Here is a 22982-nt window from a genome sequence, read left to right as displayed (position 1 = left end):
TTCCAAGTTATGAACTGGAAAATTACATGGGCATCGAATTAAAACAAGAGATAACTTGGAAAAATATGCGCCAGTCTCCTGTCAACCGCATCCTAATCCTGTTGAAGACCGAGGGGCCGCAGCTCGCCGCTGCGGTCGGTGATGCACTCGGCATATCAGGCGAGGCCGCCCGCCAGCAACTTGCCAAAATGGCGGAAGAGGGGCTGGTGGAACCTGTGACGGTCGCGGCAAAGGGTAGGGGACGTCCGAAGCAGCTCTGGCACCTGACGGTCGAAGGTAACAGCCATTTCCCGGACGGTCATGCCGAACTGACGGCGAACCTGCTGACGACCGTTGCCGCGCAGCTCGGTCCCGCCGCGCTCGATACTGTCATTGCCGCTCGCGAAAACGAAACGCTGCAGCGCTATCGCGACGAACTGACTGGCAGGGCGGATCTTGCCGCCCGCGTCGAGGGGCTGGCCGCCATCCGAAGCCGTGAGGGCTATATGGCTGATAGCTGGCAGGAGGAGGATGGATCATTGATGCTTGTCGAAAACCATTGTCCGATCTGTGCGGCGGCGGCGGTCTGCGCCGGCTTCTGCCGTTCGGAAATCGAAACCTTCCGCAGTGTGCTTTCGGCGAATGTCGAGCGCAGCGAGCATATCCTGCTCGGCGCGCGCCGCTGTGCTTATCGGATTAGACCAAGGTAATTTAAGCGGGCTGGCGCACACGACTGCCGCTTTCCAGATAGAGCAGGATCACGATGGTTATGGTGCCGACAGCAGCACCCACGAAGGCCGTACCGGAATAATCCGTCACGGCTGTTCCCAGCGCAAAAAGTCCTGCTGCTACACCGATGCCGATGAAGGTGTTGAGAGAGATCAGCGAGCTGCCGAGGCCCGGTCGGTCGGCGATGAGGTCTTGCAGATAGGTGATCGGCAGGCTGAGGATGGCTGCTGCCCCGCAGGCGTTGAGACCGAGCAGCGCATAGAGCTGCCAGGGCGCGGTGGCAAGGCCGAGCAGCACCAGATAGAGGCAGTAGAGCACCGTGCCTGATGCCAGCACGTGCGCGATTTGGAAGCGCCGCTGCACCAGCCCCCACATCATCATGAAGGGCATTTCGAGGAAGGCCGTCAGGCCTGAGAGAAAGCCAACATCGACGACGCTGCCGCCGATCTTATGCACGACGATGAGCGGCGACACCATTCCGTTCAGCCGCTGCAGGCCGAGCAGCAAGGACATGACGAAGACGCGGATGAAGACATCGGGGGCAAAGACGCGTTTCAGGGAGGCGAAGAATCCCGGCTGGTTCGGGATCGTCTCGCGCACCGGGCCGTTGCCGGGCGCGAAGAAGAAATAGAGGCAGAAGCAGATAAGGCTCGCCATCGCCGCCACCCCATAGGCCGGCGTCATCGATGGCGAAGTGACGAGGGCAAGCCCGACCAGTCCCGGCGCCACCGCTCAGGAGCCGGAATAGAGCGCCCGCACCGTCGAGGTGATGGCGACCGCTTCGCTGCGGGCCAGCTGATTGGTGCGCGCCCTGACACTCGCAAAGAGCAGCGAATAGGTGGAGTTGCTCATCGGTACGAGGAAGAGCACCGAGAAGATGAAGACGGCAGGGCTATGAATGAGCGCGATCGATCCGAAGCCGATTATGCCGGCAATGGAAAGCGCCAGCACCAGTGGCCGTCTTTCCGTCAGCCTGTCCGACCATATGCCGAGCGTCAAGCTGATCGCGACATTGACGATAGCAGCAAAGAAGACCAGCGCCGAATAGGCGCCGTCACTCATACCGAGTTCGCTGATGCCGATGATCGACTGGTAGGGAACCGTGGAGGCATAGGTGAAGGCGAGCGCAACCAGCGTGACGGTTGGAATGCGGATGCGGCTGTCGCGGATGATGGAAGAAAATAAGGATGTCATGAGAATGAGTCCTGACGTCAAACCTTTAGCCGCCTCGCGCCTACACGCAAAACGATAGTTTGCCGCACCGGCAGTCACTTCATGTGATGGCTGTTTAGATGCTGTGATCGGCCGTCATTCGGCGCAAACTCCATTGGCTTTCAGAGATGGAGGGGCTATGCCTGCAGCATCCTTGCCCACAATCCGGATTCTTGCCCATGTTCAATCCTGTCCTCGTCGAAGTCACCAGGGGCTCGCTCGTCGAAAGCCGCCACAGCGGTTCGGTTGCGGTCGTGGATGGCGACGGCCGTGTCGCCTTTTCGCTCGGCGATATCGAGGCAAATGTCTTCCCGCGCTCGGCCTGCAAGGCCATGCAGGGGCTGCCATTGATTGAAAGCGGTGCGGCGGATGCCTATGGGTTCGGTGACAAGGAGCTTGCGCTCGCCTGTTCCTCGCATAGCGGCGAGGACGAACATGTGGCGCTTGCCGCTTCCATGCTGTCGCGGGCCGGCCGTAATATGGAAGCGCTGGAATGCGGCGCGCATTGGTCTTCGGACCAGAAGACGCTGATCCACCAGGCCCGCACGCTGGAGAGGCCGACGGCGCTTCACAACAATTGCTCCGGCAAACATGCCGGCTTCATCTGTGCTTGCTGTCATCAGGGTATCGATACCAAGGGTTATGTCGGCTACGACCATCCTCTGCAGCAGCAGATCCGCGACGTTATGGGAAGCCTCACGGGTGCCGTACTCGGACATGATAATTGCGGCACTGACGGCTGCTCCATTCCGACCTATGCCGTGCCGCTGAAAGCACTTGCGCATGGCTTTGCGAAAATGGCGACGGGCAACGGCCTTGGCCGCGAGCGTGCGAAAGCTTCGCGCCGGCTCGTCGAAGCCTGCATGGCAGAGCCTTTCTATGTTGCCGGCTCAGGCCGCGCCTGCACGGTGCTGATGCAGATCGCCCCCGGCCAGATCTTCTGCAAGACGGGTGCGGAAGGCGTCTTCTGCGCCGCGATACCAGAACAGGGCATTGCGATTGCGCTTAAATGTGATGACGGCACCACCCGCGCCGCCGAAGCCATGGTTGCTGCCACGCTTGCCCGCTTCTTCGAGAAGGGCGGAAAGGAAGAGGTTGCGCTGACGGCGATGGCGAATAAATCAATGCGCAACTGGAACGGCATCCATGTCGGCGATATCAGGGTAACCGAGGCCTTCGCCTGATCGCTGCCCCAATCAAGCATTTGCCACCAGGCCTCGTTCCTTCGCTGCGCCGAATGCAGGTCAAGCTGCGGTAATTGCGACATTGAGCTCGGCGTAAGGCTGAAGCCGTTCAGCCGGCGTTTCTGCAGGCACGATCAACCCCGCCACGTCGCTTACGGCAAGCACCGGGCAGGGCGACACGAGGTCGAATTTCTCTGCCGTCAGCAGCACCTGCGTCTCCGCCGAACACCGGGCGATATGCCGCTTGATCGCCGCTTCCTCGAAATCCCCGGTCGAAAATCCGTGCACGGGATGAACGGCAGTCACCCCGAGGAAGAAGATGTCCGGCCGGAGGGCCGAAATTGCCGCCATCGCGGCCGCGCCGATCGCCACCATGGAATGCTTGTAGAGCCTGCCGCCGCAGAGGATCACCTCGGCGGTTGGGTGATGCTCCAGCTCGGCGGCGATCGTCGGGCTGTGGGTGGCGATCGTGAAGGCAATGTCGCGCGGCAGGTGACGGGCAACTTCCGCCGTGGTCGTGCCGCCGTCGAGAAATACCATCTGCCCGGCCTTCACCATCTGCGCCGCCCTCGCGCCGAGCCGCGCCTTGATGTCGGAAGCGACGTCGCGGCGGGCCGTGAAGTCGGGAAGCTCAGGGGCAATGGGCAAGGCCCCGCCATGCACGCGCTTCAGCAGCCCTTCCGCGGCCATCTCCCGCAGATCGCGGCGGATCGTATCCTCCGAGAGCTCGAAATCCTCCGCCACGCGCTTGGCGATCACCTGCCCGTCGCGGCGCAGGATATCGAGGATAAGGGCCTTGCGTTGGCTGGTCAGCATGAATGCGCCTGCACGAAAATTTACGAAACATCGTGAATATGCATGAATTGACTCGACATTCAAGAAATATCGTGCATTTTCGCGAAATCCCCTGCATGACGCCGGGAGTTGATGGAGTAGATCATGTTGATTTTGATTGCCGGCCCTTACAGGTCCGGAACGGGCGATGACCCGGCAAAGATGGCTGCCAACCTCAAGCGCCTCGAGGCGCCGTCGCACGCGCTCTTCAAGGCAGGCCATGTGCCGATGATCGGCGAATGGGTGGCCTTGCCGGTCTGGCATGCAGCCGGCGGCAAGCAGGTGGGTGACGATCTCTACGAGGAGATCTTTCATCCGGTCGCTGGCCGGCTGCTGCAGCTTTGCGAAGGCGTGCTGCGCTTGCCGGGCGACTCCAAGGGTGCCGATAATGACGTGCGCATCGCCACCGAGCGTGGCATTCCCGTCTGGTACCGGCTGGACGACGTGCCGGGTTGCGCTTGAGGCTCTGCCTCTTCTTCCCGATAGGGAGAAGAGAAAGCGCCCCCGGCGTCTTTCGCCAGTCCTGAAACTCGCGTTATAAGGCTCCCCGAAAGGGGAGTCTCACCATGATCACACTCTATTTCGCACCGGGTACCTGCGCTCTTGCAAGCCTTATTGCCCTCGAGGAATCTGGCCTTTCTTTCGATACGAAGAAGGTCAATACGCGGGAGAACGAGCAGCGCTCGGAAGCCTATCTGAAGATCAATCCGAAGGGCCGCGTTCCGGCACTTGCCACCGATCGCGGCGTGCTGACGGAATCGACGGCGATCCTCGCCTACATCGCTCAGACGGCGCCAGCGGCGAAGCTTGCCCCGCTCGACGACCCGTTCGAGTTTGCCCGCCTCCAGGCGTTCAACGGATACATATCTTCGACCGTCCATGTGAACCATGCCCACCGCCCGCGCGGTTCCCGCTGGGCCGATGATGAAGCTGCTCTGGAATCCATGAAGGCCAAGGTGCCGCAGACCATGGGCGAAAGCTTCGAGCTGATCGAGGCGACCATGTTTAAGGGACCATGGGTGATGGGTGACAACTATACGGTCGCCGATCCCTATCTCTTTGTCATGACCGGCTGGCTGCCATCCGATGGCGTCGATCCCGCGCGCTTCTCCAAGGTCAGTGGGCATTACGCCCGCATGCTGGAGCGCCCGGCCGTCCAGCGAGCATTGGCACGCGAAAAAGCCTAAGCGCGGTAGGCCGAAATCAGCTTCTTCGGCGCCCGGTAAGTCCAGGCGTCGATCAGCCGCTGCTTGAGTTCGTCGTCGCCGATGACGGCGATCCGGACGGGCAGGTGTGGCCAGCCGACATAATGGTTCGTTTGAAAATAAATGTCAGGCGCCATGGTCAGCAGATGTTCCTTGTGGTCGATCGGGATCGAGATCACCACCGTTTCGTCGTTCTTGACCGCGACGAAGCTTTTGCCGCCGACCTTCAGCGCCAGGCTGCCATAGGACGTACTTTCCTCGATGCCGGGCAGGCCAGCCTCCTTTGCCAGCCGCTTCAGTCGCGCCAGAATGCATTCCACGCTTTCGGTCACGGTGTCCGCCGATTGTCCCCCGCAAAAATCTATCACGTCTTCAGCTACCTTACACGTTCAGGATTGGCTTTTGTCTCGCCGCCGCTTGCGCATGCGCCCTTCAGCCTGCGGCGCTGGATCAAGATGCCTTAACGGGAACATTTTGAATTCTTCGGAGTTGGACGTGCGCTCGACGCAGGGGGAAATCATGTCCAATTCACGAATCTTTATGACGCTCATTGCTGGATCTCTGTCAGTAGGGGTCTCTATTTTTGCGGTCGGAGCCTTTTCCGATCCGCTGCCTCCCGACACGACATACCGGCCGTTACCGACGATGCCGTTTTCCCAGGCTCGTCAAATCGACGAGGCCCAGAAGCCCGAGGTCATGAAGCGCCAGCGCGACCTGCTCGAAAGGCGCTACGATCTTTCCGACAGGCCGATGGCAGGCGTAATGATGTCCGGCGGACTGAAACCGGTTCAAGACGGCGTCCGCGTCAAACTCGCCCCTGGTACGAGCTGGACTGACCTCGCAACGATGAAGCCGCTCGAGATCAGGAACAAAAACCTCCTGCCCGAAGGCTTCCTGCCCCTGCCTCACGTCAAGCAGGCGACTGGCGGCCAGGTGTTCCCTAACCGGCAGATAGACGAGATTCATACGCAGGAGATGCGCGATCTTCGTCGTTTCGACGTCGATTTCGATCTGCCCGACAATCTCACGCCGGAATTTCCGCCGCCGATCTTCCTGACCACTCATCCAGAACTCGGCGACGTGTCCCGAGGGCAGCTCCTCACCATCAAGAACTTCTACGAGATCATGAACGGGATTGTGACGCCGGTGCAGATGGAAGGACTGCGCCTGCTGCTGACGCCGTTCCCGCAAGAGGAGTTCAACCAGACGGAAGACCGGAAGGTGGCTGATCAGAGCACCGGCGTCGCCTGTCTCGACTGTCATTCGAATTTTCACACCAACGCGGCCTTTCATCTGACGCCAGATGTAAGGCCGCAGGCAGACCGCTTCCGTCTCGATACGACAAGCATAAGAGGTCTGTTCAACCAGCAGATCCATGGATCAAAGCGCTCCTTGCGGTCCGTCGAAGATTTCAGTGAATTTGAACAGCGGACGGCCTACTTTAATGGCGACCATGTCAGCGCCACTCGCAAAGGCCCCAACCTGCCGGACCGGACGAACCAGGTCGCGATGATGGCGCAGATGCAAAACATTATCGACTTTCCCCCGGCGCCCAAGCTCGACCCGTTCAATCGGCTTGATCCTTCACTTGCCACTCCACAGGAGTTGGCAGGCGAAAAGATCTTTATGGGCAAGGGGCGTTGTTCCGAATGCCACGTGCCGCAGACGGAGTTCATGGACAACAACATGCACGATCTGAAGCTCGAGCGTTTCTATAAGGTCGGCCAAGTCTTCAACGACCTCGTCACACTCCCCGATGGCCCGATCAAGACCTTCACGCTGCGCGGCATCAAAGACTCGCCACCATACCTGCACGACGGCCGCCTGATGACGCTTGCCGACACCGTCGAGTTCTTCAACCTCGTTCTCGGCACCAAGCTGGAGGAGCAGGAAAAGCAGGACCTCGTCGCTTACATGCTGACGCTATAGGAGAACGCGATGAAAATCCGCACGACAATTCTAAGCGCCGCGCTCTGCGTCATGCCGCTCGCCGCCGCGGCGCAAATGGGCAACCCGGCCGGCATGGGCGTCGATACCCGCATGACGAAGCCGGGATTTCCCGCACCGCATCAGACCAACAACCAGGACAGGCTGTTCGCGCAGCTCGCGATAGCCGGCGGCGTCGCTGAAGTCGATTTTGGAAAACTGGCCGGTGAAAAGGCGAAGGCAGACGCCGTACAGCGCTTCGCCGAGATGATGGTCCGGGATCATTCCGATGCCAACGCCAAGCTGAAGGATTTGGCTGACGCCGCCAAAATCCCTGTCCCAGACCAGCTTGACGCGGAGCACTCAATCCTGCGCGACCGGCTTCAGAAGCTGAATGGCGACGACTTTGACGCCGCCTACGTCAAATCCCAGATTGTCGACCATCAGAAAACCGCGCAACTGCTTTCATGGGAGATCTCTATGGGCGAGGATGCGGATATGCAGCGGCTGGCGGCGGCCCTTCTTCCGAAGGTGCTGGATCACCTCCGGATGGCGCAGGAACTCAATAACGTCCTGACGGGTGCGGCGATTAGACTTCCGCCGCAAGAGATGGCAAAAAAGAGCGGGCCATAAGCCGTCAACCGATAGATCCTGAGCCTGATTGCGGTTGCGTCGAGCATTTTGGCGCAGGTATCGGCAAAGGCAGGTCCGCAAGCTCCCGCTGCGACATCGTGGCGATATCAGGATGATCGAGGAAATCTTCGTCCTCGTCATATTTGCGTTGAGCGACCCAGCTAGGGGTCGATTGGCTCCAGAAAAACTTCAGTAGCGACATCTTGCTCTCGCTTTCTGAGGGTCGTGTTCGGCTCGCGGCGTAGAGACATACTTCGCCGGCTCGTTTATAGATTCTGAACTGCTTGCACCACTCTTGTGATATCAATATTGGCGGCGGCTGGGTTGGTTTTCAATTGAGATTACCGATTTCATGCTATAGAAAAGCTATATGAGAAACCTCAGTTCCGTACATCTCAACGGCCTTCGCGCCGTGGAAGCGGTCGGTCGGCTGGGCTCGCTTCAGGCGGCCGCGGATGAGCTCGGCGTTTCCGTCGGCGCCGTCAGCCAGCAGGTCATAAAGGCTGAAGCCCAACTCGGCCGGTTGCTCTTTGAGCGCACATCGAAGGGCATGCTGGTAACGGAAGCCGGCACCCCTGTTCTTGCCGCGCTGAACGAAGGCTTCCTTCGGCTTTCTGAAGCCGTCGCGATGGCACAACGCAAGGACGAATGCATCCTGACCATTTCGGTGGCGCCTGTTCTCGCCGCCCGCTGGCTGGTCTGCCGGCTGGACCGTTTCATGGAGCGTCACCCGGAAATCAACCTGCGTCTCGATGCGACCACCAGGCTCGTCAATCTGGCCGCCTCCGACATCGATGTCGCGATCCGTGTCGGCAAAGGCCATTGGCCGGGCGTCAAGGTCGAGCATCTCCTGGAACAGGAGGTGTTTCCGGTCTGCTCTCCCGAAATGGCCGCAAAGCTGAAGGAGCCGGCCGATATCACGAAACTCCCCGCCGTCATCGATGCCCATGCCATGTTCACATGGGATGTCTGGATGAGAGCCGCCGGCCTTTCGGGCCCGCCGCCAACCGTGCGTCACGTGTTCAACGACGCCTCGCTCTGTCTCGATGCAGCAATTGCCGGACAGGGCGTGATGCTCGCCTGGCAGACGCTCGCGGGCTTTTCGCTGCAGGAAGGGCGGCTGGTCGCGCCTTTCGGCATCCGCGCCAGTACCGGCGATGGCTATTACTTCGTCACCGCCGAAGGCAGCCGCGAGCCGAAGAAGGTGCGCGACTTCAAGGCCTGGATCCGCGAGGAAATGGCCGCAACCGCCGCGATCTTCGGCTGACCACTAGACTTCGATTGGCTCCAGCGAACGCTTGCGCTGCATTTCCAGGTAGGCCGGGCGCGATTGGCAGCGCGTGATCCAGGCATTGATATTCGGATGCGCCTCAAAGAGAGCGGTTTCGCTCTGGGCGTAACGCAGCACCTCCGCGATATTGAGGTCGACGACGGTGAAGCGCCCGCCGACGATCCATTCCTTGCCGTCGAGATGCTTTTCGAGAACCAAAAGCGGACGCTTCATCGCACGGCAGGCGACATCGATTACGGCGCGTCCCGCTTCAGTGTTTTCCTTGCCGTCGTCGTAGGTCGAAACGATTTTACCTGTGTTTGAATCGAGTTCGGAAACGGCCCATGTCGTCCACATCGTCATCAAACCGTCCTCCTCGACGGTTTTTCCGCCGAGACCGCCACCGTACTTGCGCGCGAGGTAGAGATTGATCGCCAGCGACTCGTTCATGACGAGGTCGCCATCCTTAATGGCAGGGATCATCGCCATCGGATTGATGGCCAGGAATTCCGGTGAGAGCGTGTTGATGGGTGCATCCGGGGATAGCGGATTGGCAAGCCGCTTGGCCTGCAGCACCGGCACGGAACGGAATTCGATCCTCAGTTCCTCGAGCATCCAGTAAACGCGTGCGGAACGCGAGCGATAAACCCCATAGACTGTCAGCATGGCATGTCCTCTCCTCGATGCGCAGACCCTAAAGCCAGCACCGCCGCGAACAAAGCGCCTGCGGATGATATGTCGATGAAAGCTTTTGATAGCGCTCAGGAAGTCCGGTTTCGTTCGACTGTCAGCTGCTTATAGCGGGAGCTGTTGTCGGCAAGCTCGTCCGAAACCTGCTTGTCCCATTCGAACCCCATGACGGCGCCCTTGCCCATCTCCTGAAAAATATTGTCGCAGATGACGGCCGAACCCGCGCCTTCAGCAACGGAGACCGCGCAACCGACCGGCGACTTGCGCACCACATTGCCGCTGACGACGACATTGCGCAGATAAGGCCCCCAGCCGATCTGCAACCCCCAGCGCGGCGCATCCTCGATGACATTGCCTGATACGAGCGTATCAGCCTCCGCCGCAATGCCGATACCGAAGCCGACCTCGTGCTTGTAGGGGCCTTTGAGCGTCAGATTGCGGATAACATTTCCCGTCACGCTCGCCAACCGGCCTCCCTGGTCGAAATTTGCAATGGAGATGCCGTTTGCCGCCCCGTCGATCATGTTGCCTGAAACGACGGCGCCGACGAACTCGAATTCCACATAGATCGCCGTCTCGCCGGAGCGCCGGCACTGGTTGTTGCTGATGAGGATGTTGGAGCCGGAATTGGCCCGGATCGCGGTGAAGGCGCAATCGGAAATCTGGTTATCAGTCACCGTCACGCCATCGGCGCGGAAGATATTGATGCCATTGCCGTTTTCGCCGGTGCCGCCGTCATTGGCTCGGATGTTGAAAACACGGTTGCCAGAAACGATCGTACCATCCTCGGCCTTCTTCCAGCGATGGACCAGAATGCCGCCATTGCCGCAGTCCGAAACCGTATTGCCTGATATCGAAAGCCCCGAAGATTCCACGGCATAGATGCCAGACTGCCCTGCGCCGGAGATCCTACTGCGCTCGATCCGCCCGCTGCAGCGCTCGAGCTGCAGCGCATGCTTCCGGCTGCCGACGATCTCGCAATTGTCGATCAGCACCTCACTGATGCCGGTGAACTGGATGAGAGCGCCGGCATAGTCCGCGAGCCAGCGGTTCGATCCGTCGATGACCAGATTGGAAAGTTCGATACGGCCGCTATTTTCAGCGGCGAAGAGGTGTCCTTCTCCGGTATAGACGATCCGCGTCGCACCGGGCACGCCAATGATGCGCGTATTGTCCGGCAACGTCAGGTTGGAGATGCGGTAGGTGCCTGGCGGCAGGAAGACCGGCACGTTCTCGCGCGCCGCTTTCCCGATCATTTGCTGCAGGTTACGGTTCGTCTGTTCGCCGCTTTCGGGAATGGCGCGATACTGCACCGTATCGATCGCACCGCGCAGGTCAGACTGTTCCGCACCGAGCGGAGCAGCAAAAGCGCGCGGCGCCAGCATGGCTGCTGCGGTGGCTGCTGCCATGCCAAGTATATCCCGTCGGGAGAATTCGGTGAAATCCTTCTTCATAGCGGTGTCCACGCAGGATTCATGCCAGCAGAAGTGTCTCTTTTTGACGCATATCCGCAGGGGAAGAATAATCATCGGTCGAGTAGCAAACCAAACCGTTCCGATATTGTCGTCTTGTTCACCTTTCCATTTAAGCACCCCGAAGGAAATGCCCGTTATTTTAGAAAGCGGTTTCAATTATGACTATTGTGGACAGCTGCGGTTACCGGGAGAACAGCGTCATGAATGAAATGGGTGCCCGGCGTTGGGAATCTGGTGACAGCTTCAGTGCCGAGACACAGCGTATCGTGGCTGCCACCGAAGCCTTGATGGCGGCGACTGCCCATCATATTTCCGAAGGCATAGAAAACCTCCGCCTCAAGGCGATCGTCCACGAGCTTCCCGATTTTCTTTACGTCAAGGACCGCGACAGCCGCTTCGTCTTCGCCAATGCCGTCGTGGCGCGCAGCCACGGGCTGGAGAACGCTGCCGAGATCGCTGGCAAACGCGATTTCGATATGTTCGATTTTGAAACGGCCCGCCGGTATTTCGATATCGAGCAGGAAATCATGTCGAGCGGCGAGCCCCGCATCGACATGGAAGAACTCGTGCCCCTGCCAGGTGGCGGCACCGTGTGTCGCCTGACCTCGAAGATACCGTTGCGCAACGATAACGGCGAGGTGGTTGGCCTGATTGGCGTGTCCCGTGACATCACCGAGCGCAAGCGACAGGAGGAGCTCTATCGCGGTCAGGCGAACCTACTGGAAATGATCGCCCGCAATGAGCCGCTGCCGATGATACTCGAGGCGCTGGTGTTGATGATCGAACGGCAGATGACCGGCATTTCCGGCTCCGTGCTGCTGCTCGACAGCGAGGGCACACGGCTCTACCACGGCGCGGCTCCCAATTTGCCCGGCGCCTACAGCCGTATGATCGACGGCGTTGCCATCGGCCCGAAGGTGGGCTCTTGTGGCACGGCAGCCTGGCGTGGCGAAACCATCATCGTTGAGGACGTCATGGCCGATCCGCTCTGGGAAGATTTCCGGGCGATGGTCAGCCAGTTCGGCTTCCGCTCCTGCTGGTCCACGCCGATCTGCACTTCGCAGAAGAATGTGCTCGGCACCTTCGCGCTTTATTCGAAAGAGACGCGCCGCCCGACCGAACACGAAATGACGCTGGTGGCGCTCGCCACCCATATCGCCGGCATTGCTATCGAGCGCAAGCGCGTCGATGACCGCATCCATTTCATGGCCCATCATGACGATCTGACGGGTCTGCCGAACCGCGCCTTCCTGAAGGAGCGCATGGCGAAGATCCTCGATCAGGCCCGGCGCAACAACCGCAAGGTCACGGTTGCCTACATCGATCTCGACAATTTCAAGGAAATCAATGACACGAGCGGGCACACCGTCGGCGACGAGGTGCTCAAGGAGACCGCTGCCCGCATGGCAAACTGCGTGCGCGCCTCCGATATGGTCGTGCGTCTCGGCGGCGATGAATTCCTCGTCGTGCTCGTCCACCAGTCCGGCCATGATGCTGGCATCATGCGGCGCCTGCGCGAGCTGCAGAAGGCGATTTCCAAGCCGGTCCGCTCCGAGGCGGGGGAAATCGCTGTCACATCCAGCATCGGCATCGCCGCCTTCCCATGGGATGGCGCAACACCGGAAGAATTGCTCACCAATGCCGACCGCGCCATGTACCGCGCCAAGCAGCTTGGGGGGAATACGTTGCAATATCACGACGGCGTCGTGAGCAATCCCGTCGACCTGCCGCTCAGCGAGCAGGAGGAGTTGCGCCAAGCGATCGTTTCCAACCAGCTTTTCCTGCTCTATCAGCCGCAGGTCGATGTCGCGACCGGCCGCATCACCGGCCTCGAAGCTCTGGTGCGCTGGAACCATCCGGCGAAGGGTGTGATACCGCCCGTCAATTTCATTCCCCTTGCCGAAGAAACCGGTCTCATCGTGCCGCTCGGTCTCTGGGTACTGAACGAGGCCTGTCGTCAGGCTCGCGCCTGGCAGGATATGGGCCTGACGCCGCTGACTATTGCAGTCAATGTTTCGCCCAAGCAGTTTGCCGATCCGGATTTCGCCTCTCACGTCGCCGAGGCGATCGACAGCCACCGCCTGAGCGCGCACTGGCTCGAGCTGGAGGTGACCGAGAGCGTTATCATGCAGGATGCTGCGCGCGCGCTCTCCATGATGCTGTCGTTGCGTGCTCTCGGCGTGCGCCTGTCGATTGATGATTTCGGTTCCGGCTATTCCTCGCTTGCGGCGCTGAAGACCTTCCCCTTCGACCGGCTGAAGATGGACCGCTCGCTGGTCGAGGCTCTGCCTGCGGACAAGACCGCCGTCGCCATTGCCTCGGCCGTCATTTCGCTCGCCCAGACGCTCAAACTCTCGGTGCTCGCCGAAGGCGTGGAAACCGATGCGCAGCTGGAGTTCCTGCGTCATGCCGGATGCGAAGAGGCGCAGGGCTATCGCTTCTCCAGGCCTGTCGCACCGGAAGATATCGTCGTCATGCTGCTGGCGCGAGGCACCTGATCACTCATCAGATCGGCGATTGTCTCGATCTCGTTCGTCCATATGCCGCCGGAATAACTGGCAGGCAGTTGCGCGAAGCGTTCGGCATTGTCGATACCTGTCGAAAAACCGCCGCCGTGATAGGGGCCGATGACGAAGACCTGGGTATTGGCACCCTGCATCCGGTTGAGGAACCTGTCCGGCCAGCCCCACAGCCATGGCGCGTAGTTGATTGGAACCAGCATCATCGCATTCTTGCAATCGCCAGGCAGAATACCCGTCCAGCCGTAGCCGATATAGCCGGTAAGGCAGCCCATCAGGCTGGCGCGTGAGGCGGTGCGGATATCGGGCGCCAATTGCCGGAGCCGACCGATCGGCTCGTTGCCGCCATAAACGATGATCCTGGCGCGCCGCTCAGCCGGCAGGCCATTCAGCACGGCCGCGAGTTTTTCGCCCTCCAAGGGATCGCGGCTTTTGACATTGATGAGCAGATGTTTGTCCGGGAAGGTGGAAAGAACCTCGTCAAGGGCGGGCATCAGGCCGACGCCTTTGCCGCGGAACGGGAAACTCTTGCCGCCATCGGCCGTATAGCCGTAACCGATATCGAGTGTCTTCATCTCAGCCATGGAATGTTCGCGCGTGACGCCATGACCGTTCGTGCGGCAATCGAGCGTCCAGTCGTGGAAGACGGCAAATTGTCCGTCCGTCGTCGGATGCACGTCGATCTCCACAACGTCGGCGCCGGCATCGAATCCCGCCTGCATGGAGCGGATGGTATTTTCCAGATAGTCATGTTTCGGCGGCAGCATGCGCGCGGCAGTGCAGGTGTCGTTCTTGAGGTCCGTTTCGTCGAAACGCTGGGCGATGCCGCGATGCGCCAGAAGCAATGGCTTACCCTCGCGATGTTCGGCTAAAAAGCTGGTATTGTTGACATAAACTGCGGCGGCAAAGATAAGAACCGCCATGCCGGTATATTTGAGCTTGCGTCTCATCATCCCCTCCGCTCCTGCTCGGCAAATGGCTAAAAAGTGATTCCGGTGGTTCTTGGGCTCATTCAGGGCTTTTGTGGGTAAAGGCTCGCCTTCACGTTGCAGAAACCCTATGTTTAGCCCGCAAAACAGGGAGGTAGCGATGGCGGCGATTGTCCTTTTTCATTCGGTCTACGGGTTTCGGTCGCTTGAGCGGGACGCGGCTGAGCGCCTGCGCGCGGCGGGCCATCAGGTGATCGCGCCCGATCTCTATGAGGGCAGGGTAGGGCGCACCCTCGAAGAAGGCTTCGCCTTCAAGAAAGAGATTGGCTGGCCCGAACTTTGCAAGCGTGCTGAAAAAGCGGTCACCGACTTGCCGTCCTCGGCCGTCCTCGGCGGCTTCTCCATGGGAGCAGGCGTAGCGGCAAGCCTCTGGCCAGGCCGACCGCAAGCGGCCGGCATTCTCTTGCTGCACGGTATCGCAGAAATTCCTGCCAATGCGCGCGAAGGCATTCCGCTTCAGGTCCACCTGGCAGAGCCCGACGAGTTCGCGCCGGCGGACGAGGTGGCTCCGTGGCGCGCGCATGCCGCAAGAGCCAATATCGCCCTTGAGGTCTTCCTCTATCCCGGCGTCGGTCATCTCTATACCGATCCGTCGCTGCCTGACTATGACGCAAAGGCGGCGGAAGCTACATGGAGCCGCGTCGACGCTTTCCTCGCCGCGCTCTGAACCGGTCAGGGACCGTTCACCAGCTTCAGGATGAGCTGCTGGATATTGCCGCCCTCGCTCATTTCCACGCGGTCGAAATCCCGGCCGCGCTGCCGCTGCCTGTTGGAGAGCTCTCCGAGCCGCACCGTCAGCTCCGGCCTGATCTTCTTGCAGCCGGGATCGTCGGGCACGGAGAAGCCGTTGCTCAGCGTCTCGATCTCCTTGACCATTTCGATGATCGTCTCGCCATGCCAGCGCTCATGGGTGCGCACACCGGAGATGAAGCTCTCCCAGCTTGCCTTGGTTGCGGCCGGGAGGTCGCTTGGCGCTTTCGGCAATGTGTAGATGATGATGAGCTTCGGCTTCGCATAGGTAAGAGTGCAGGCGCTGCCCTGCTGTTCGTATTTGCGCGTCCAGGTCAGTTTGAAAGTCGTATGCGCGATCACCCGTCCTGGCCCAGCCTGCGGCCCGTGTTCGCCGATGGACCGGTAAAGTTCCATGCCGGTGCGGCCGGTGATCGCATAGGCCTTCACTTCTTCGCTCGGCTGCCAGTCGGTTGCCGAGGCCACGGCAGGCAGCATCAGCCCGAGCGCCAGTAGTCCAAATCCGAAAACAGTCCGCATGCGCCTCGATCGCTTCCTTGTTGCAGCGCGGGCGAAGCTAGCGAGACTGATGGGTTGATGCAACGAAGGAAAAGGCGACACGCGCCATCCCTCTGGCGCAAAACACATTTCCCACTATCTTTGCTGTCATGAGACCAGACGCGCTGCTCTATCCCGCCCCCGAAGGGCTCTATTGCCCGGAAGGCGGCTTCTATGTCGATCCGGTGCGGCCGGTGGAGCGGGCGCTCATTACCCATGGCCATTCCGACCATGCCCGTCCGGGCCACGTGAACGTGCTCGCCACCGCCCAGACGCTTGATATCATGCGCATCCGCTACGGCGACGGTTTTTCAGCCAGCGAACAGCCTGTCGCTTTCGGGGAGGAACTCGTCGTCAACGGCGTGAACGTAAGTTTCCATCCTGCCGGCCATGTACTCGGCTCGGCGCAGATCGCCATCGAGAAGAACGGCACACGCATCGTCGTATCGGGCGATTACAAGCGCCGCCCCGACCCGACCTGCGAAGCCTATGTGCCGGTGCCCTGCGATGTCTTCATCACCGAGGCGACCTTCGGCCTGCCGGTCTTCCACCATCCCGATCCGATCGACGAGACCGGCAAGCTTCTCGCATCGCTGCGCCAGTTCCCGGAACGCACGCACCTCGTGGGCGCCTACGCGCTCGGCAAAGCGCAGCGCGTCATCCGCCTGCTGCGCGATGCCGGTTATCGCGAGCCGATCTATATCCACGGCGCCATGGAACGGCTCTGCGATTATTACGTGAGCCAAGGTATCGATCTCGGCGAACTATTGCCGGCAACCATCGAAAGTCGTGACAAGTCTATCTTCAAGGGTGCCGTTGTCATCGGGCCGTCCTCGGCCTTTGCTGACCGCTGGGCGCGCCGCTTCAACGATCCGCTGCCGTCCTTCGCCTCCGGCTGGATGATGGTGCGCCAGCGCGCCAAGCAGCTCGGCGTTGAACTGCCGCTCGTCATTTCGGACCATTGCGATTGGCCGGAACTGATCGAGACGATCACCGAACTTGCCCCGCAGGAGGTCTGGGTCACCCACGGCCGTGAGGAGGCTCTGGTGCGCTGGTGCGAGCTGCAGGGCATCAAGGCCAAGCCGCTGCATCTGGTCGGCTATGAGGATGAGGGGGATTGAGGATGGAGTTCGTGGCTGAAACCCCCTCCCCAACCCCTCCCCACAAGGGGGAGGGGCTCCTTCGCCTCAACCTCGGTGCTCCCTTTGAAGCGATCCGGTGGCATCGGCAGTCTAGTCCCTCCCCCTTGTGGGGAGGGGTTGGGGAGGGGACTTTTCCCTTGGTCGGAGGCTCAACATGAAGGCTTTCGCCGATCTCCTCGACCGCCTGGTTCTCACCCCCAGCCGCAACGGCAAGCTGAAGCTTCTGACCGACTATTTCCGCGATACGCCGGACCCTGACCGCGGTTACGGCCTTGCCGCCATCGCCGGCACGCTCGAAGTGCGCGACGTCAAGCCCGCCATGCTGCGCGATCTGGTGCTGGAGCGCATGGACGAGGTGCTCTTCCACTATTCCTATGATTATGTCGGCGACCTCGCCGAAACCATCTCGCTGGTCTGGGACAACGAGCGCGATATCGACCGCTCCGCATTTGCCCAGCCGCGCCTCGGGGAAGTAGTCGTCAGGATGAATTCGCTCGGCCGCACCGAGGTGCGCGGCTTCGTGCGCGACCTGCTCGACCGCCTCGATTCCTCCGGTCGCTTCGCCTTCATCAAACTCACGACCGGAGCGCTGCGCATTGGCGTTTCCGCCCGGCTTGCCAAGCAGGCGCTCGCCGATCTTGGCGACAAGGATGTCACGGAGATCGAGACCCTCTGGCACGGCCTGCAGCCGCCTTATGAATCGCTCTTCAAATGGCTTGAGGGCAGAGAAGGAAAGCCGGTGCTCGCAACGCCCGCCATCTTCCATTCCGTCATGCTTGCCAATCCGGTGGAGGAGGGTGATCTGAGTGCACTCGACCCTGCCGATTACGCTGCCGAGTGGAAATGGGACGGCATCCGCGTCCAGCTGTCGCGCGCTGGAGAGACACGCAAGATTTACTCCCGTTCCGGCGACGATATCTCCGGTGCCTTCCCGGACATTCTGGAATCGATCAGCTTTTCCGGTGTCATCGATGGCGAGCTTCTGGTCGGCGGCACGGCGCGCTCCAATAGTCCGACCCGCACTTTTTCCGATCTGCAGCAGCGCCTGAACCGGAAGACGGTGACGGCAAAGATGCTGGACGAATACCCAGCCTTCATCCGCGCCTATGACATGCTCTTCGACGGCGAGGAGGATGTGCGCGGCAGGAATTATGTCGAGCGCCGCGACCGTCTCTCCGAAATCATCGAGCACGCGCCCCACGATCGCTTCGATCTTTCACCGCTCGTGCCTTTCTCGACCTGGGAGCAGCTGGACGATCTGCGGGCCGCGCCGCCCGATCCCGTCATCGAAGGCGTAATGATCAAGCGCCGCGACAGCATCTATCAGGCCGGTCGCATGAAGGGGCCGTGGTTCAAGTGGAAGCGCAACCCCTATAATGTCGACGCCGTGCTGATGTATGCCCAGCGCGGCCACGGCAAGCGTTCCAGCTATTATTCGGATTTCACCTTCGGCGTTTGGGCGGAGGACGAGGATGGGGAACAGCTCGTCCCGGTTGGCAAGGCGTATTTCGGCTTCACCGATGCCGAGCTCGAAGTGCTGGACAAGTTCGTGCGCAATAATACGACCGAACGCTTCGGCCCAGTCAGGGCAGTGCGTGCGGACAAGGAGTTCGGCTTCGTGGTGGAAGTCGCCTTCGAGGGGATCAATCGCTCCACCCGCCACAAGTCAGGCGTCGCCATGCGCTTCCCCCGCATCGCGAGATTGCGTCCCGACAAGCCGTCCTACGAGGCCGATCGCCTGCGCACGCTCATTGCCATGATCGACGCCAAAGCGGGCTGATATTATCTGCCTGCGCAAAAATGACGCAGACACCATGTTTTCAACAGCATGTGTATTGGCGGCAACGCTCTTCCGGTGCAGGTTTTTTGAGCCGGGGAAACGATGGGTGCCGCGTATGAGCTCGCAAGAACGAAATGCCTTTTTCCGTCAACGCCGCGGCCTGCTTGCAGGCATGGCCGGCTCTCTTCTGCTGCCAAACCTTGCGAAAGCCTTCGATGTGCCCGACGTCCCGAGGCTCGCTAAGCATGACTATGCCAGTGTTCGTCGTCACTTCCGCACGAAGCTGCTGCAGAAGGGGCCGGCGCCGGACAAATACGAGCCGCTGGCAGCACCCGCCGATGCCGACCGGATCTTTTACCGCTCCGGCTATGGCGGGGAGCTGGAGCTGACCGCCTGGGTGTCCAAATACAAGCGTGAGCACAAGGCAAAGCCCGGTATTCTTTTTCTTCATGGCGGCAATGCCATGGGTATCGGCCATTGGCAGCTCGTGAAACCTTACATCGATGCCGGTTATGTCGTGATGATGCCGTCCTTGCGCGGCGAAAACGGCCAGATGGGAAATTTCTCAGGCTTCTATGACGAGGTAGACGACGTGCTCGCCGCGACCGAGCGCCTGCGCCATCTGCCGGGCGTCGATCCCGAGCGCCTCTTCATCGCAGGTCACAGCATCGGCGGCACGCTGACCATGCTGACAGCGATGAGTACCCGCCAGTTCCGGGCTGCGGTGCCAATCTCGGGCAACGCAGATGCCTTCCGCTTCTTCAACCGCTACCCTGAGGACATCCGCTTCGACGATTCCAACGCACATGAATTCGAGGTGCGCACGGCGCTTTGCTACGCGCACAGCTTCAAATGCCCGGTGCGGGTGCTGCACGGCACGGAAGAGTCTCACTTCAACGATCGCGCCGATCTGCTTGTCGTCCGCGCTCGCGCGGCGGGCACGCATATCGAAGCCAATACTGTCGTCGGCAACCATACCTCGGCGCTGCCGGCCGAGATCGCTCAGAGCATCCAGTTCTTCCACGGTGTGGCGGCCTGATGGCTGTCGGGTGCGGGTCCGGCAAGGCCCCGCATCATCATGCTTTTTCAGCCGGCTTTTAGCGTCGGCCACCAGCCTCGCGCCAGCCGCGAATGCCATCCTGCGAGCAGATTATGCTGTCTCTGTTATCGCTGATGAGGGTGGTTAGATGAATTTTCTGCGCCGGGCTTTCCCCTTTGCCGGGCTCGCGGCTGCCGCAATGACGCTCAGCGGCTGCAACATTCTCGTTCCCGATGTCGCAGCCGATTCGCCTGCGCGCTTCGTCCAGGAAATCTCGCCGGTCTTTTACGAGCCGCCCGGCGTCGACCCGCGCCGCGTCAAGCCGATCCCCGATCAGCCGGTGCCGCAGACGCGCGAACTCTACAAGACGCAGTTCCATCAGACTTACGGCCTGCCGGTCAGCAACCCGCTGAACCTGGATATGGGCATGTACGGCCAGGTCAGGGACGGCGATTTCACGCTGCCGGCCATCCCCGCCACTCGCATCCGTCCGGAATATCTACGCCAGGAGGTCGATTACCAGACCAACGAGCGACCGGGCACGATTGTTGTCGATACCAAGGACCGCTTCCTCTATTTCGTCGAAGGCAACGGCAAGGCGATGCGCTACGGCGTCGGCCTCGGCCGGGAGGGCTTCGCGTGGAAAGGCCGTGGCGTCATCCAATGGAAGCAGAAGTGGCCGCGCTGGACGCCGCCGATCGAAATGGTCTCCCGCCAGCCGGAAGTTCGCCCCTTCTCTGCGGAAAATGGCGGCATGAATCCGGGCCTTGCAAATCCCCTCGGCGCCCGCGCCATGTATATTTTCAAGGACGGCCAGGACACGCTCTATCGCATCCACGGTACGCCCGACTGGCAGTCGATCGGCAAGGCGGTTTCCTCCGGCTGCGTACGCATGCTCAATCAGGATGTAATCGACCTCTATGACCGCGTGCCGGCCAAGTCCGAGATCGTGGTGATGTAGGGCTGCAACAGAGCGGGCGAGATCGTCTGCCTGAAGCCGCACACGTCTGCGTGATGCTATGGTTTATTCAGCATAAGCCGATAGATCTTTCCTTGTCGATTTCGCATTGGACGAATCAGGGGTGAGCTGCGTTTATGGCAAGCCCCGCATCACGAAGGAAATCAGTCCCGCGTCATGAGCCTCGATAAACCCCTCTCCCGTCGTAGCTTCCTTTCCTTTTCGGCTTTGACAGCGGCTTCCGCGCTGGCAGGCTGTGCCTCCACTTCGAACACGGTCGAAAATGGCGGCATGTCGATCAGCTACCGTTCGCCCTTCCGCGCGTTCCAGACGACGAGCGTACCCAGCGAAGCAGAACTTGCCGTCATGTACGGCCCAATCGAAGACGGCGGTTTCCTCATCCCCGCCGTTCCCTACCAGCAGATCGACCCGCGCTACTATCGCCAACAGGTCGTGGATCCGACCGGCCAACCGCCCGGCACCATCGTCGTCGATACGCCCTCGCGCTTCCTTTATCTCGTCCAGCCTGGCGGCATGGCCATGCGCTACGGCGTCGGCATCGGCCGCGAAGGCTTTGCCTGGTCGGGTAATGGCGTGATCCAGTGGAAGCAGAAATGGCCGCGCTGGAAGCCGCCGAATGAGATGGTTGCCCGCCAGCCGGAGCTTGCGAAATACTCGATCGAGCGTGGCGGCATGGAGCCAGGGCTCTTGAATCCGCTCGGTGCGCGCGCGCTCTACATCTTCTCCGACGGTGAAGATACGCTCTACCGCCTGCACGGCAATCCCGAATGGCGCTCCATCGGCAAGGCCGTCTCATCGGGCTGCGTGCGCCTGCTTAACCAAGACATCATCGACCTCTACGATCGCGTCCCCAACAAAACCCCGATCGTTGTTTGGCAGTGAGGAGTGATGCCGCGGAGCGGCAACAATCGATCCAGTGAATCGATTGTAACGACGAACGCCCTGAGCCCAAGCGAAGGGCTGGAAGGGTGCCCGACCAAAAACAAAAAAGCCGCTCGTCAAACGGGCGGCTTTTTGTTTGGCTTCGAAATCAAATTATGCCGCCTCGGCGCAAATCCCAGCCTTGCACCCCGAAGCAAGTAGCGCCTTATCCGCCACGTCGACAAACAACTGCCGAAACCACGACGCCCGCTCATCCGCCCTGTCCACCCGCCGATACAGCATCGACACGGGATCGGCCGGCAGCTCGATCGGCGGCATCGAGACCTCGAGATTGTGAAGCTGCGCCATGCAGCGTCCGAGCGATTCCGGCACGATGGCGATCGACGGCATGGCTCTCAGCGCCGGCGGCACGGCCGAATAACGGGGAACGGTCGCCACCACATTGCGGCTCAAGCCTACCTTGTCGAGCGCAGCGTCGACCGCCGTCGTCGCACTGCCGACGAAGGAGATGGCGATATGCGGTGCAGCGACGAAATCCGCGACGCTGATCGGCGGCTTCAGCTTCAATTGCTGCGGGTCATAAATGGCGATCGAACACTGCTCGAACAGCGGCTTGCGGATATGCCAGGAGGCGGGTTCGCCATGCACGGAAATGCTGAATTCGTAGGCGCCGTCATCAAGCATCTGCGCCGCATCGCGTTTGTCGGCTGCCACGCCCACGAGCCGCGCGCCCGGCGCAAGCTGGCGCAGCCGCGCAACCAGCGGGCCGAAGAAAGCGGTTTCCAGATTGTCGCACATGCCGACGCGGAATTCGCCCTGCCAGGTCGATGGGTCGAAACCCTTGGGCGGGCGGATCGCCCGTTCGATGCCGGAAAGCGCATCCTCGATCGCCGGTGCGATGGCCAACGCCCGCGCGGTCGGCTGCAGGCCGCGGCCGACGCGTACGAACAACTCGTCGTCCAGCGCTTCGCGCAGCCGCTTGAGCGCGGCGGAAAGTCCGGGCTGGCCGAGCAACAGCCTTTCGGCTGCACGGCTGACGTTGCGCTCCTGCATCAGCACTGAAAAGGCAAGCAGAAGGTTCAGATCAATTTTGCGAAGCACAGCATCATTCATCATTATGAGTAATACCTGACATAGCTACTATCAATTTGCAATGGGGTTTGAAGCTGTACATTTTCTCGTTCCCTGCCGCCCGCCAGCCTCCCGGCGAAGGCGGCAGCAAAGAAGG

The 22982-nt window shown here is 60.6% G+C and carries 20 protein-coding genes and 2 pseudogenes; 14 read left to right on the top strand and 8 right to left on the bottom strand.

The window, feature by feature from the left end; all coding sequences use genetic code 11:
- Positions 1–65: 65 nt before the first annotated feature.
- Entirely contained in the window at positions 66–689 is a 624-nt protein-coding gene (locus FHT78_RS14560) for a metalloregulator ArsR/SmtB family transcription factor (protein WP_183744987.1), read from the top strand.
- A gap of 1 nt (position 690) precedes the next feature.
- Here FHT78_RS14560 and FHT78_RS14555 read toward each other — a convergent pair.
- Positions 691–1902, bottom strand: a pseudogene (locus FHT78_RS14555) (MFS transporter).
- 197 nt (positions 1903–2099) lie between these two features.
- On the opposite strand from FHT78_RS14555, the gene FHT78_RS14550 reads away from it, so the two are divergent.
- Positions 2100–3104: an asparaginase gene (locus tag FHT78_RS14550; protein ID WP_183744984.1), complete on the top strand. Its 1005-nt coding sequence runs from the start codon at positions 2100–2102 to the stop codon at positions 3102–3104.
- Positions 3105–3164: 60 nt separating this feature from the next.
- Here the strand turns inward: FHT78_RS14550 and FHT78_RS14545 are convergent, their stop codons facing one another.
- Positions 3165–3920 carry a DeoR/GlpR family DNA-binding transcription regulator gene (locus FHT78_RS14545; RefSeq protein ID WP_183744981.1) on the bottom strand — a complete coding sequence of 252 codons (756 nt, stop codon included), beginning with the start codon at positions 3918–3920 and terminating at the stop codon, positions 3165–3167.
- 123 nt (positions 3921–4043) lie between these two features.
- Here FHT78_RS14545 and FHT78_RS14540 point away from each other — a divergent pair, with 123 nt between their 5' ends.
- Together FHT78_RS14540 and FHT78_RS14535 are read left to right on the top strand one after the other, a co-directional pair.
- The gene (locus tag FHT78_RS14540; RefSeq protein ID WP_183744979.1) at positions 4044–4400 is read left to right on the top strand and encodes a DUF4406 domain-containing protein; all 357 of its coding nucleotides are present in this window, start codon (positions 4044–4046) and stop codon (positions 4398–4400) included.
- 104 nt (positions 4401–4504) lie between these two features.
- Entirely contained in the window at positions 4505–5125 is a 621-nt protein-coding gene (locus FHT78_RS14535; protein WP_183744976.1) for a glutathione S-transferase family protein, read from the top strand.
- On the opposite strand, the gene FHT78_RS14530 is transcribed toward FHT78_RS14535, so the two are convergent.
- Positions 5122–5475 carry an MmcQ/YjbR family DNA-binding protein gene (locus tag FHT78_RS14530; protein WP_183744974.1) on the bottom strand — a complete coding sequence of 118 codons (354 nt, stop codon included), beginning with the start codon at positions 5473–5475 and terminating at the stop codon, positions 5122–5124. The genes FHT78_RS14535 and FHT78_RS14530 overlap by 4 nt on opposite strands.
- A 208-nt stretch (positions 5476–5683) precedes the next feature.
- Here FHT78_RS14530 and FHT78_RS14525 point away from each other — a divergent pair, with 208 nt between their 5' ends.
- The 3 genes from FHT78_RS14525 (at position 5684) to FHT78_RS14515 (ending at position 8969) form a co-directional block, all read left to right on the top strand.
- The gene (locus FHT78_RS14525) at positions 5684–7072 is read left to right on the top strand and encodes a cytochrome B6 (protein WP_183745377.1); all 1389 of its coding nucleotides are present in this window, start codon (positions 5684–5686) and stop codon (positions 7070–7072) included.
- A 9-nt stretch (positions 7073–7081) separates the two neighbouring features.
- Positions 7082–7702 carry a DUF4142 domain-containing protein gene (locus FHT78_RS14520; protein WP_183744972.1) on the top strand — a complete coding sequence of 207 codons (621 nt, stop codon included), beginning with the start codon at positions 7082–7084 and terminating at the stop codon, positions 7700–7702.
- Between the two features lie 370 nt (positions 7703–8072).
- Entirely contained in the window at positions 8073–8969 is an 897-nt protein-coding gene (locus FHT78_RS14515; RefSeq protein WP_183744969.1) for a LysR substrate-binding domain-containing protein, read from the top strand.
- A 3-nt stretch (positions 8970–8972) separates the two neighbouring features.
- Here FHT78_RS14515 and FHT78_RS14510 read toward each other — a convergent pair whose 3' ends face one another.
- A complete protein-coding gene (locus FHT78_RS14510; protein WP_183744966.1) occupies positions 8973–9638 on the bottom strand; it encodes a glutathione S-transferase family protein in 666 nt (221 codons plus the stop codon).
- Between the two features lie 95 nt (positions 9639–9733).
- Entirely contained in the window at positions 9734–11116 is a 1383-nt protein-coding gene (locus tag FHT78_RS14505) for a TIGR03808 family TAT-translocated repetitive protein (protein ID WP_183744963.1), read from the bottom strand.
- 221 nt (positions 11117–11337) lie between these two features.
- Between FHT78_RS14505 and FHT78_RS14500 the strand changes: the two genes are divergently transcribed.
- A complete protein-coding gene (locus tag FHT78_RS14500) occupies positions 11338–13635 on the top strand; it encodes an EAL domain-containing protein (RefSeq protein WP_183744960.1) in 2298 nt (765 codons plus the stop codon).
- Between the two features lie 17 nt (positions 13636–13652).
- On the opposite strand, the pseudogene FHT78_RS14495 reads toward FHT78_RS14500, so the two are convergent.
- Positions 13653–14606: pseudogene (locus FHT78_RS14495) on the bottom strand (glycerophosphodiester phosphodiesterase family protein); the annotation flags it as partial.
- Between the two features lie 109 nt (positions 14607–14715).
- Here FHT78_RS14495 and FHT78_RS14490 point away from each other — a divergent pair.
- On the top strand, positions 14716–15312 hold the full coding sequence (locus tag FHT78_RS14490; RefSeq protein ID WP_183744957.1) for a dienelactone hydrolase family protein: 597 nt from the start codon (positions 14716–14718) through the stop codon (positions 15310–15312).
- A gap of 5 nt (positions 15313–15317) precedes the next feature.
- Here the strand turns inward: FHT78_RS14490 and FHT78_RS14485 are convergent, their stop codons facing one another.
- A complete protein-coding gene (locus tag FHT78_RS14485; protein ID WP_183744954.1) occupies positions 15318–15914 on the bottom strand; it encodes a DUF922 domain-containing protein in 597 nt (198 codons plus the stop codon).
- A gap of 128 nt (positions 15915–16042) precedes the next feature.
- Between FHT78_RS14485 and FHT78_RS14480 the strand changes: the two genes are divergently transcribed.
- The 5 genes from FHT78_RS14480 to FHT78_RS14460 all read left to right on the top strand — a co-directional run bounded on the left by FHT78_RS14480 (position 16043) and on the right by FHT78_RS14460 (position 21754).
- Complete coding sequence (locus FHT78_RS14480; protein WP_183744951.1) at positions 16043–17053, top strand: ligase-associated DNA damage response exonuclease; 1011 nt, start codon at positions 16043–16045, stop codon at positions 17051–17053.
- A 175-nt stretch (positions 17054–17228) separates the two neighbouring features.
- Positions 17229–18854 carry a cisplatin damage response ATP-dependent DNA ligase gene (locus FHT78_RS14475; protein ID WP_183744948.1) on the top strand — a complete coding sequence of 542 codons (1626 nt, stop codon included), beginning with the start codon at positions 17229–17231 and terminating at the stop codon, positions 18852–18854.
- A 115-nt stretch (positions 18855–18969) separates the two neighbouring features.
- Entirely contained in the window at positions 18970–19893 is a 924-nt protein-coding gene (locus tag FHT78_RS14470) for an alpha/beta fold hydrolase (RefSeq protein WP_183744946.1), read from the top strand.
- Between the two features lie 148 nt (positions 19894–20041).
- Positions 20042–20854, top strand: a complete 813-nt coding sequence (locus tag FHT78_RS14465; RefSeq protein ID WP_183744944.1) for a L,D-transpeptidase — start codon at positions 20042–20044, stop codon at positions 20852–20854.
- A gap of 174 nt (positions 20855–21028) precedes the next feature.
- Positions 21029–21754, top strand: a complete 726-nt coding sequence (locus tag FHT78_RS14460; protein ID WP_183744941.1) for a L,D-transpeptidase — start codon at positions 21029–21031, stop codon at positions 21752–21754.
- Between the two features lie 153 nt (positions 21755–21907).
- Here the strand turns inward: FHT78_RS14460 and FHT78_RS14455 are convergent, their stop codons facing one another.
- Positions 21908–22870: a LysR family transcriptional regulator gene (locus tag FHT78_RS14455; protein ID WP_183744939.1), complete on the bottom strand. Its 963-nt coding sequence runs from the start codon at positions 22868–22870 to the stop codon at positions 21908–21910.
- Positions 22871–22982: the final 112 nt, after the last annotated feature.

The organism is Rhizobium sp. BK196 (assembly GCF_014193255.1).
Taxonomy (GTDB): Bacteria; Pseudomonadota; Alphaproteobacteria; order Rhizobiales; family Rhizobiaceae; genus Rhizobium.
Note: the sequence above shows the minus strand (reverse complement) of the source record. Positions and strands in the feature narration are given on the sequence as shown.

What these genes read in the sequence shown, in the direction of transcription:
- FHT78_RS14560 (WP_183744987.1), top strand. Translation starts at nt 66, where the DNA reads ATGCGCCAGTCTCCTGTCAACCGCATCCTAATCCTGTTGAAGACCGAG.
- FHT78_RS14550 (WP_183744984.1), top strand. Translation starts at nt 2,100, where the DNA reads ATGTTCAATCCTGTCCTCGTCGAAGTCACCAGGGGCTCGCTCGTCGAA.
- FHT78_RS14545 (WP_183744981.1), bottom strand. Translation starts at nt 3,920, where the DNA reads ATGCTGACCAGCCAACGCAAGGCCCTTATCCTCGATATCCTGCGCCGC.
- FHT78_RS14540 (WP_183744979.1), top strand. Translation starts at nt 4,044, where the DNA reads ATGTTGATTTTGATTGCCGGCCCTTACAGGTCCGGAACGGGCGATGAC.
- FHT78_RS14535 (WP_183744976.1), top strand. Translation starts at nt 4,505, where the DNA reads ATGATCACACTCTATTTCGCACCGGGTACCTGCGCTCTTGCAAGCCTT.
- FHT78_RS14525 (WP_183745377.1), top strand. Translation starts at nt 5,684, where the DNA reads ATGACGCTCATTGCTGGATCTCTGTCAGTAGGGGTCTCTATTTTTGCG.
- FHT78_RS14520 (WP_183744972.1), top strand. Translation starts at nt 7,082, where the DNA reads ATGAAAATCCGCACGACAATTCTAAGCGCCGCGCTCTGCGTCATGCCG.
- FHT78_RS14515 (WP_183744969.1), top strand. Translation starts at nt 8,073, where the DNA reads ATGAGAAACCTCAGTTCCGTACATCTCAACGGCCTTCGCGCCGTGGAA.
- FHT78_RS14510 (WP_183744966.1), bottom strand. Translation starts at nt 9,638, where the DNA reads ATGCTGACAGTCTATGGGGTTTATCGCTCGCGTTCCGCACGCGTTTAC.
- FHT78_RS14505 (WP_183744963.1), bottom strand. Translation starts at nt 11,116, where the DNA reads ATGAAGAAGGATTTCACCGAATTCTCCCGACGGGATATACTTGGCATG.
- FHT78_RS14500 (WP_183744960.1), top strand. Translation starts at nt 11,338, where the DNA reads ATGAATGAAATGGGTGCCCGGCGTTGGGAATCTGGTGACAGCTTCAGT.
- FHT78_RS14490 (WP_183744957.1), top strand. Translation starts at nt 14,716, where the DNA reads ATGTTTAGCCCGCAAAACAGGGAGGTAGCGATGGCGGCGATTGTCCTT.
- FHT78_RS14485 (WP_183744954.1), bottom strand. Translation starts at nt 15,914, where the DNA reads ATGCGGACTGTTTTCGGATTTGGACTACTGGCGCTCGGGCTGATGCTG.
- FHT78_RS14480 (WP_183744951.1), top strand. Translation starts at nt 16,043, where the DNA reads ATGAGACCAGACGCGCTGCTCTATCCCGCCCCCGAAGGGCTCTATTGC.
- FHT78_RS14475 (WP_183744948.1), top strand. Translation starts at nt 17,229, where the DNA reads ATGAAGGCTTTCGCCGATCTCCTCGACCGCCTGGTTCTCACCCCCAGC.
- FHT78_RS14470 (WP_183744946.1), top strand. Translation starts at nt 18,970, where the DNA reads ATGAGCTCGCAAGAACGAAATGCCTTTTTCCGTCAACGCCGCGGCCTG.
- FHT78_RS14465 (WP_183744944.1), top strand. Translation starts at nt 20,042, where the DNA reads ATGAATTTTCTGCGCCGGGCTTTCCCCTTTGCCGGGCTCGCGGCTGCC.
- FHT78_RS14460 (WP_183744941.1), top strand. Translation starts at nt 21,029, where the DNA reads ATGAGCCTCGATAAACCCCTCTCCCGTCGTAGCTTCCTTTCCTTTTCG.
- FHT78_RS14455 (WP_183744939.1), bottom strand. Translation starts at nt 22,870, where the DNA reads ATGATGAATGATGCTGTGCTTCGCAAAATTGATCTGAACCTTCTGCTT.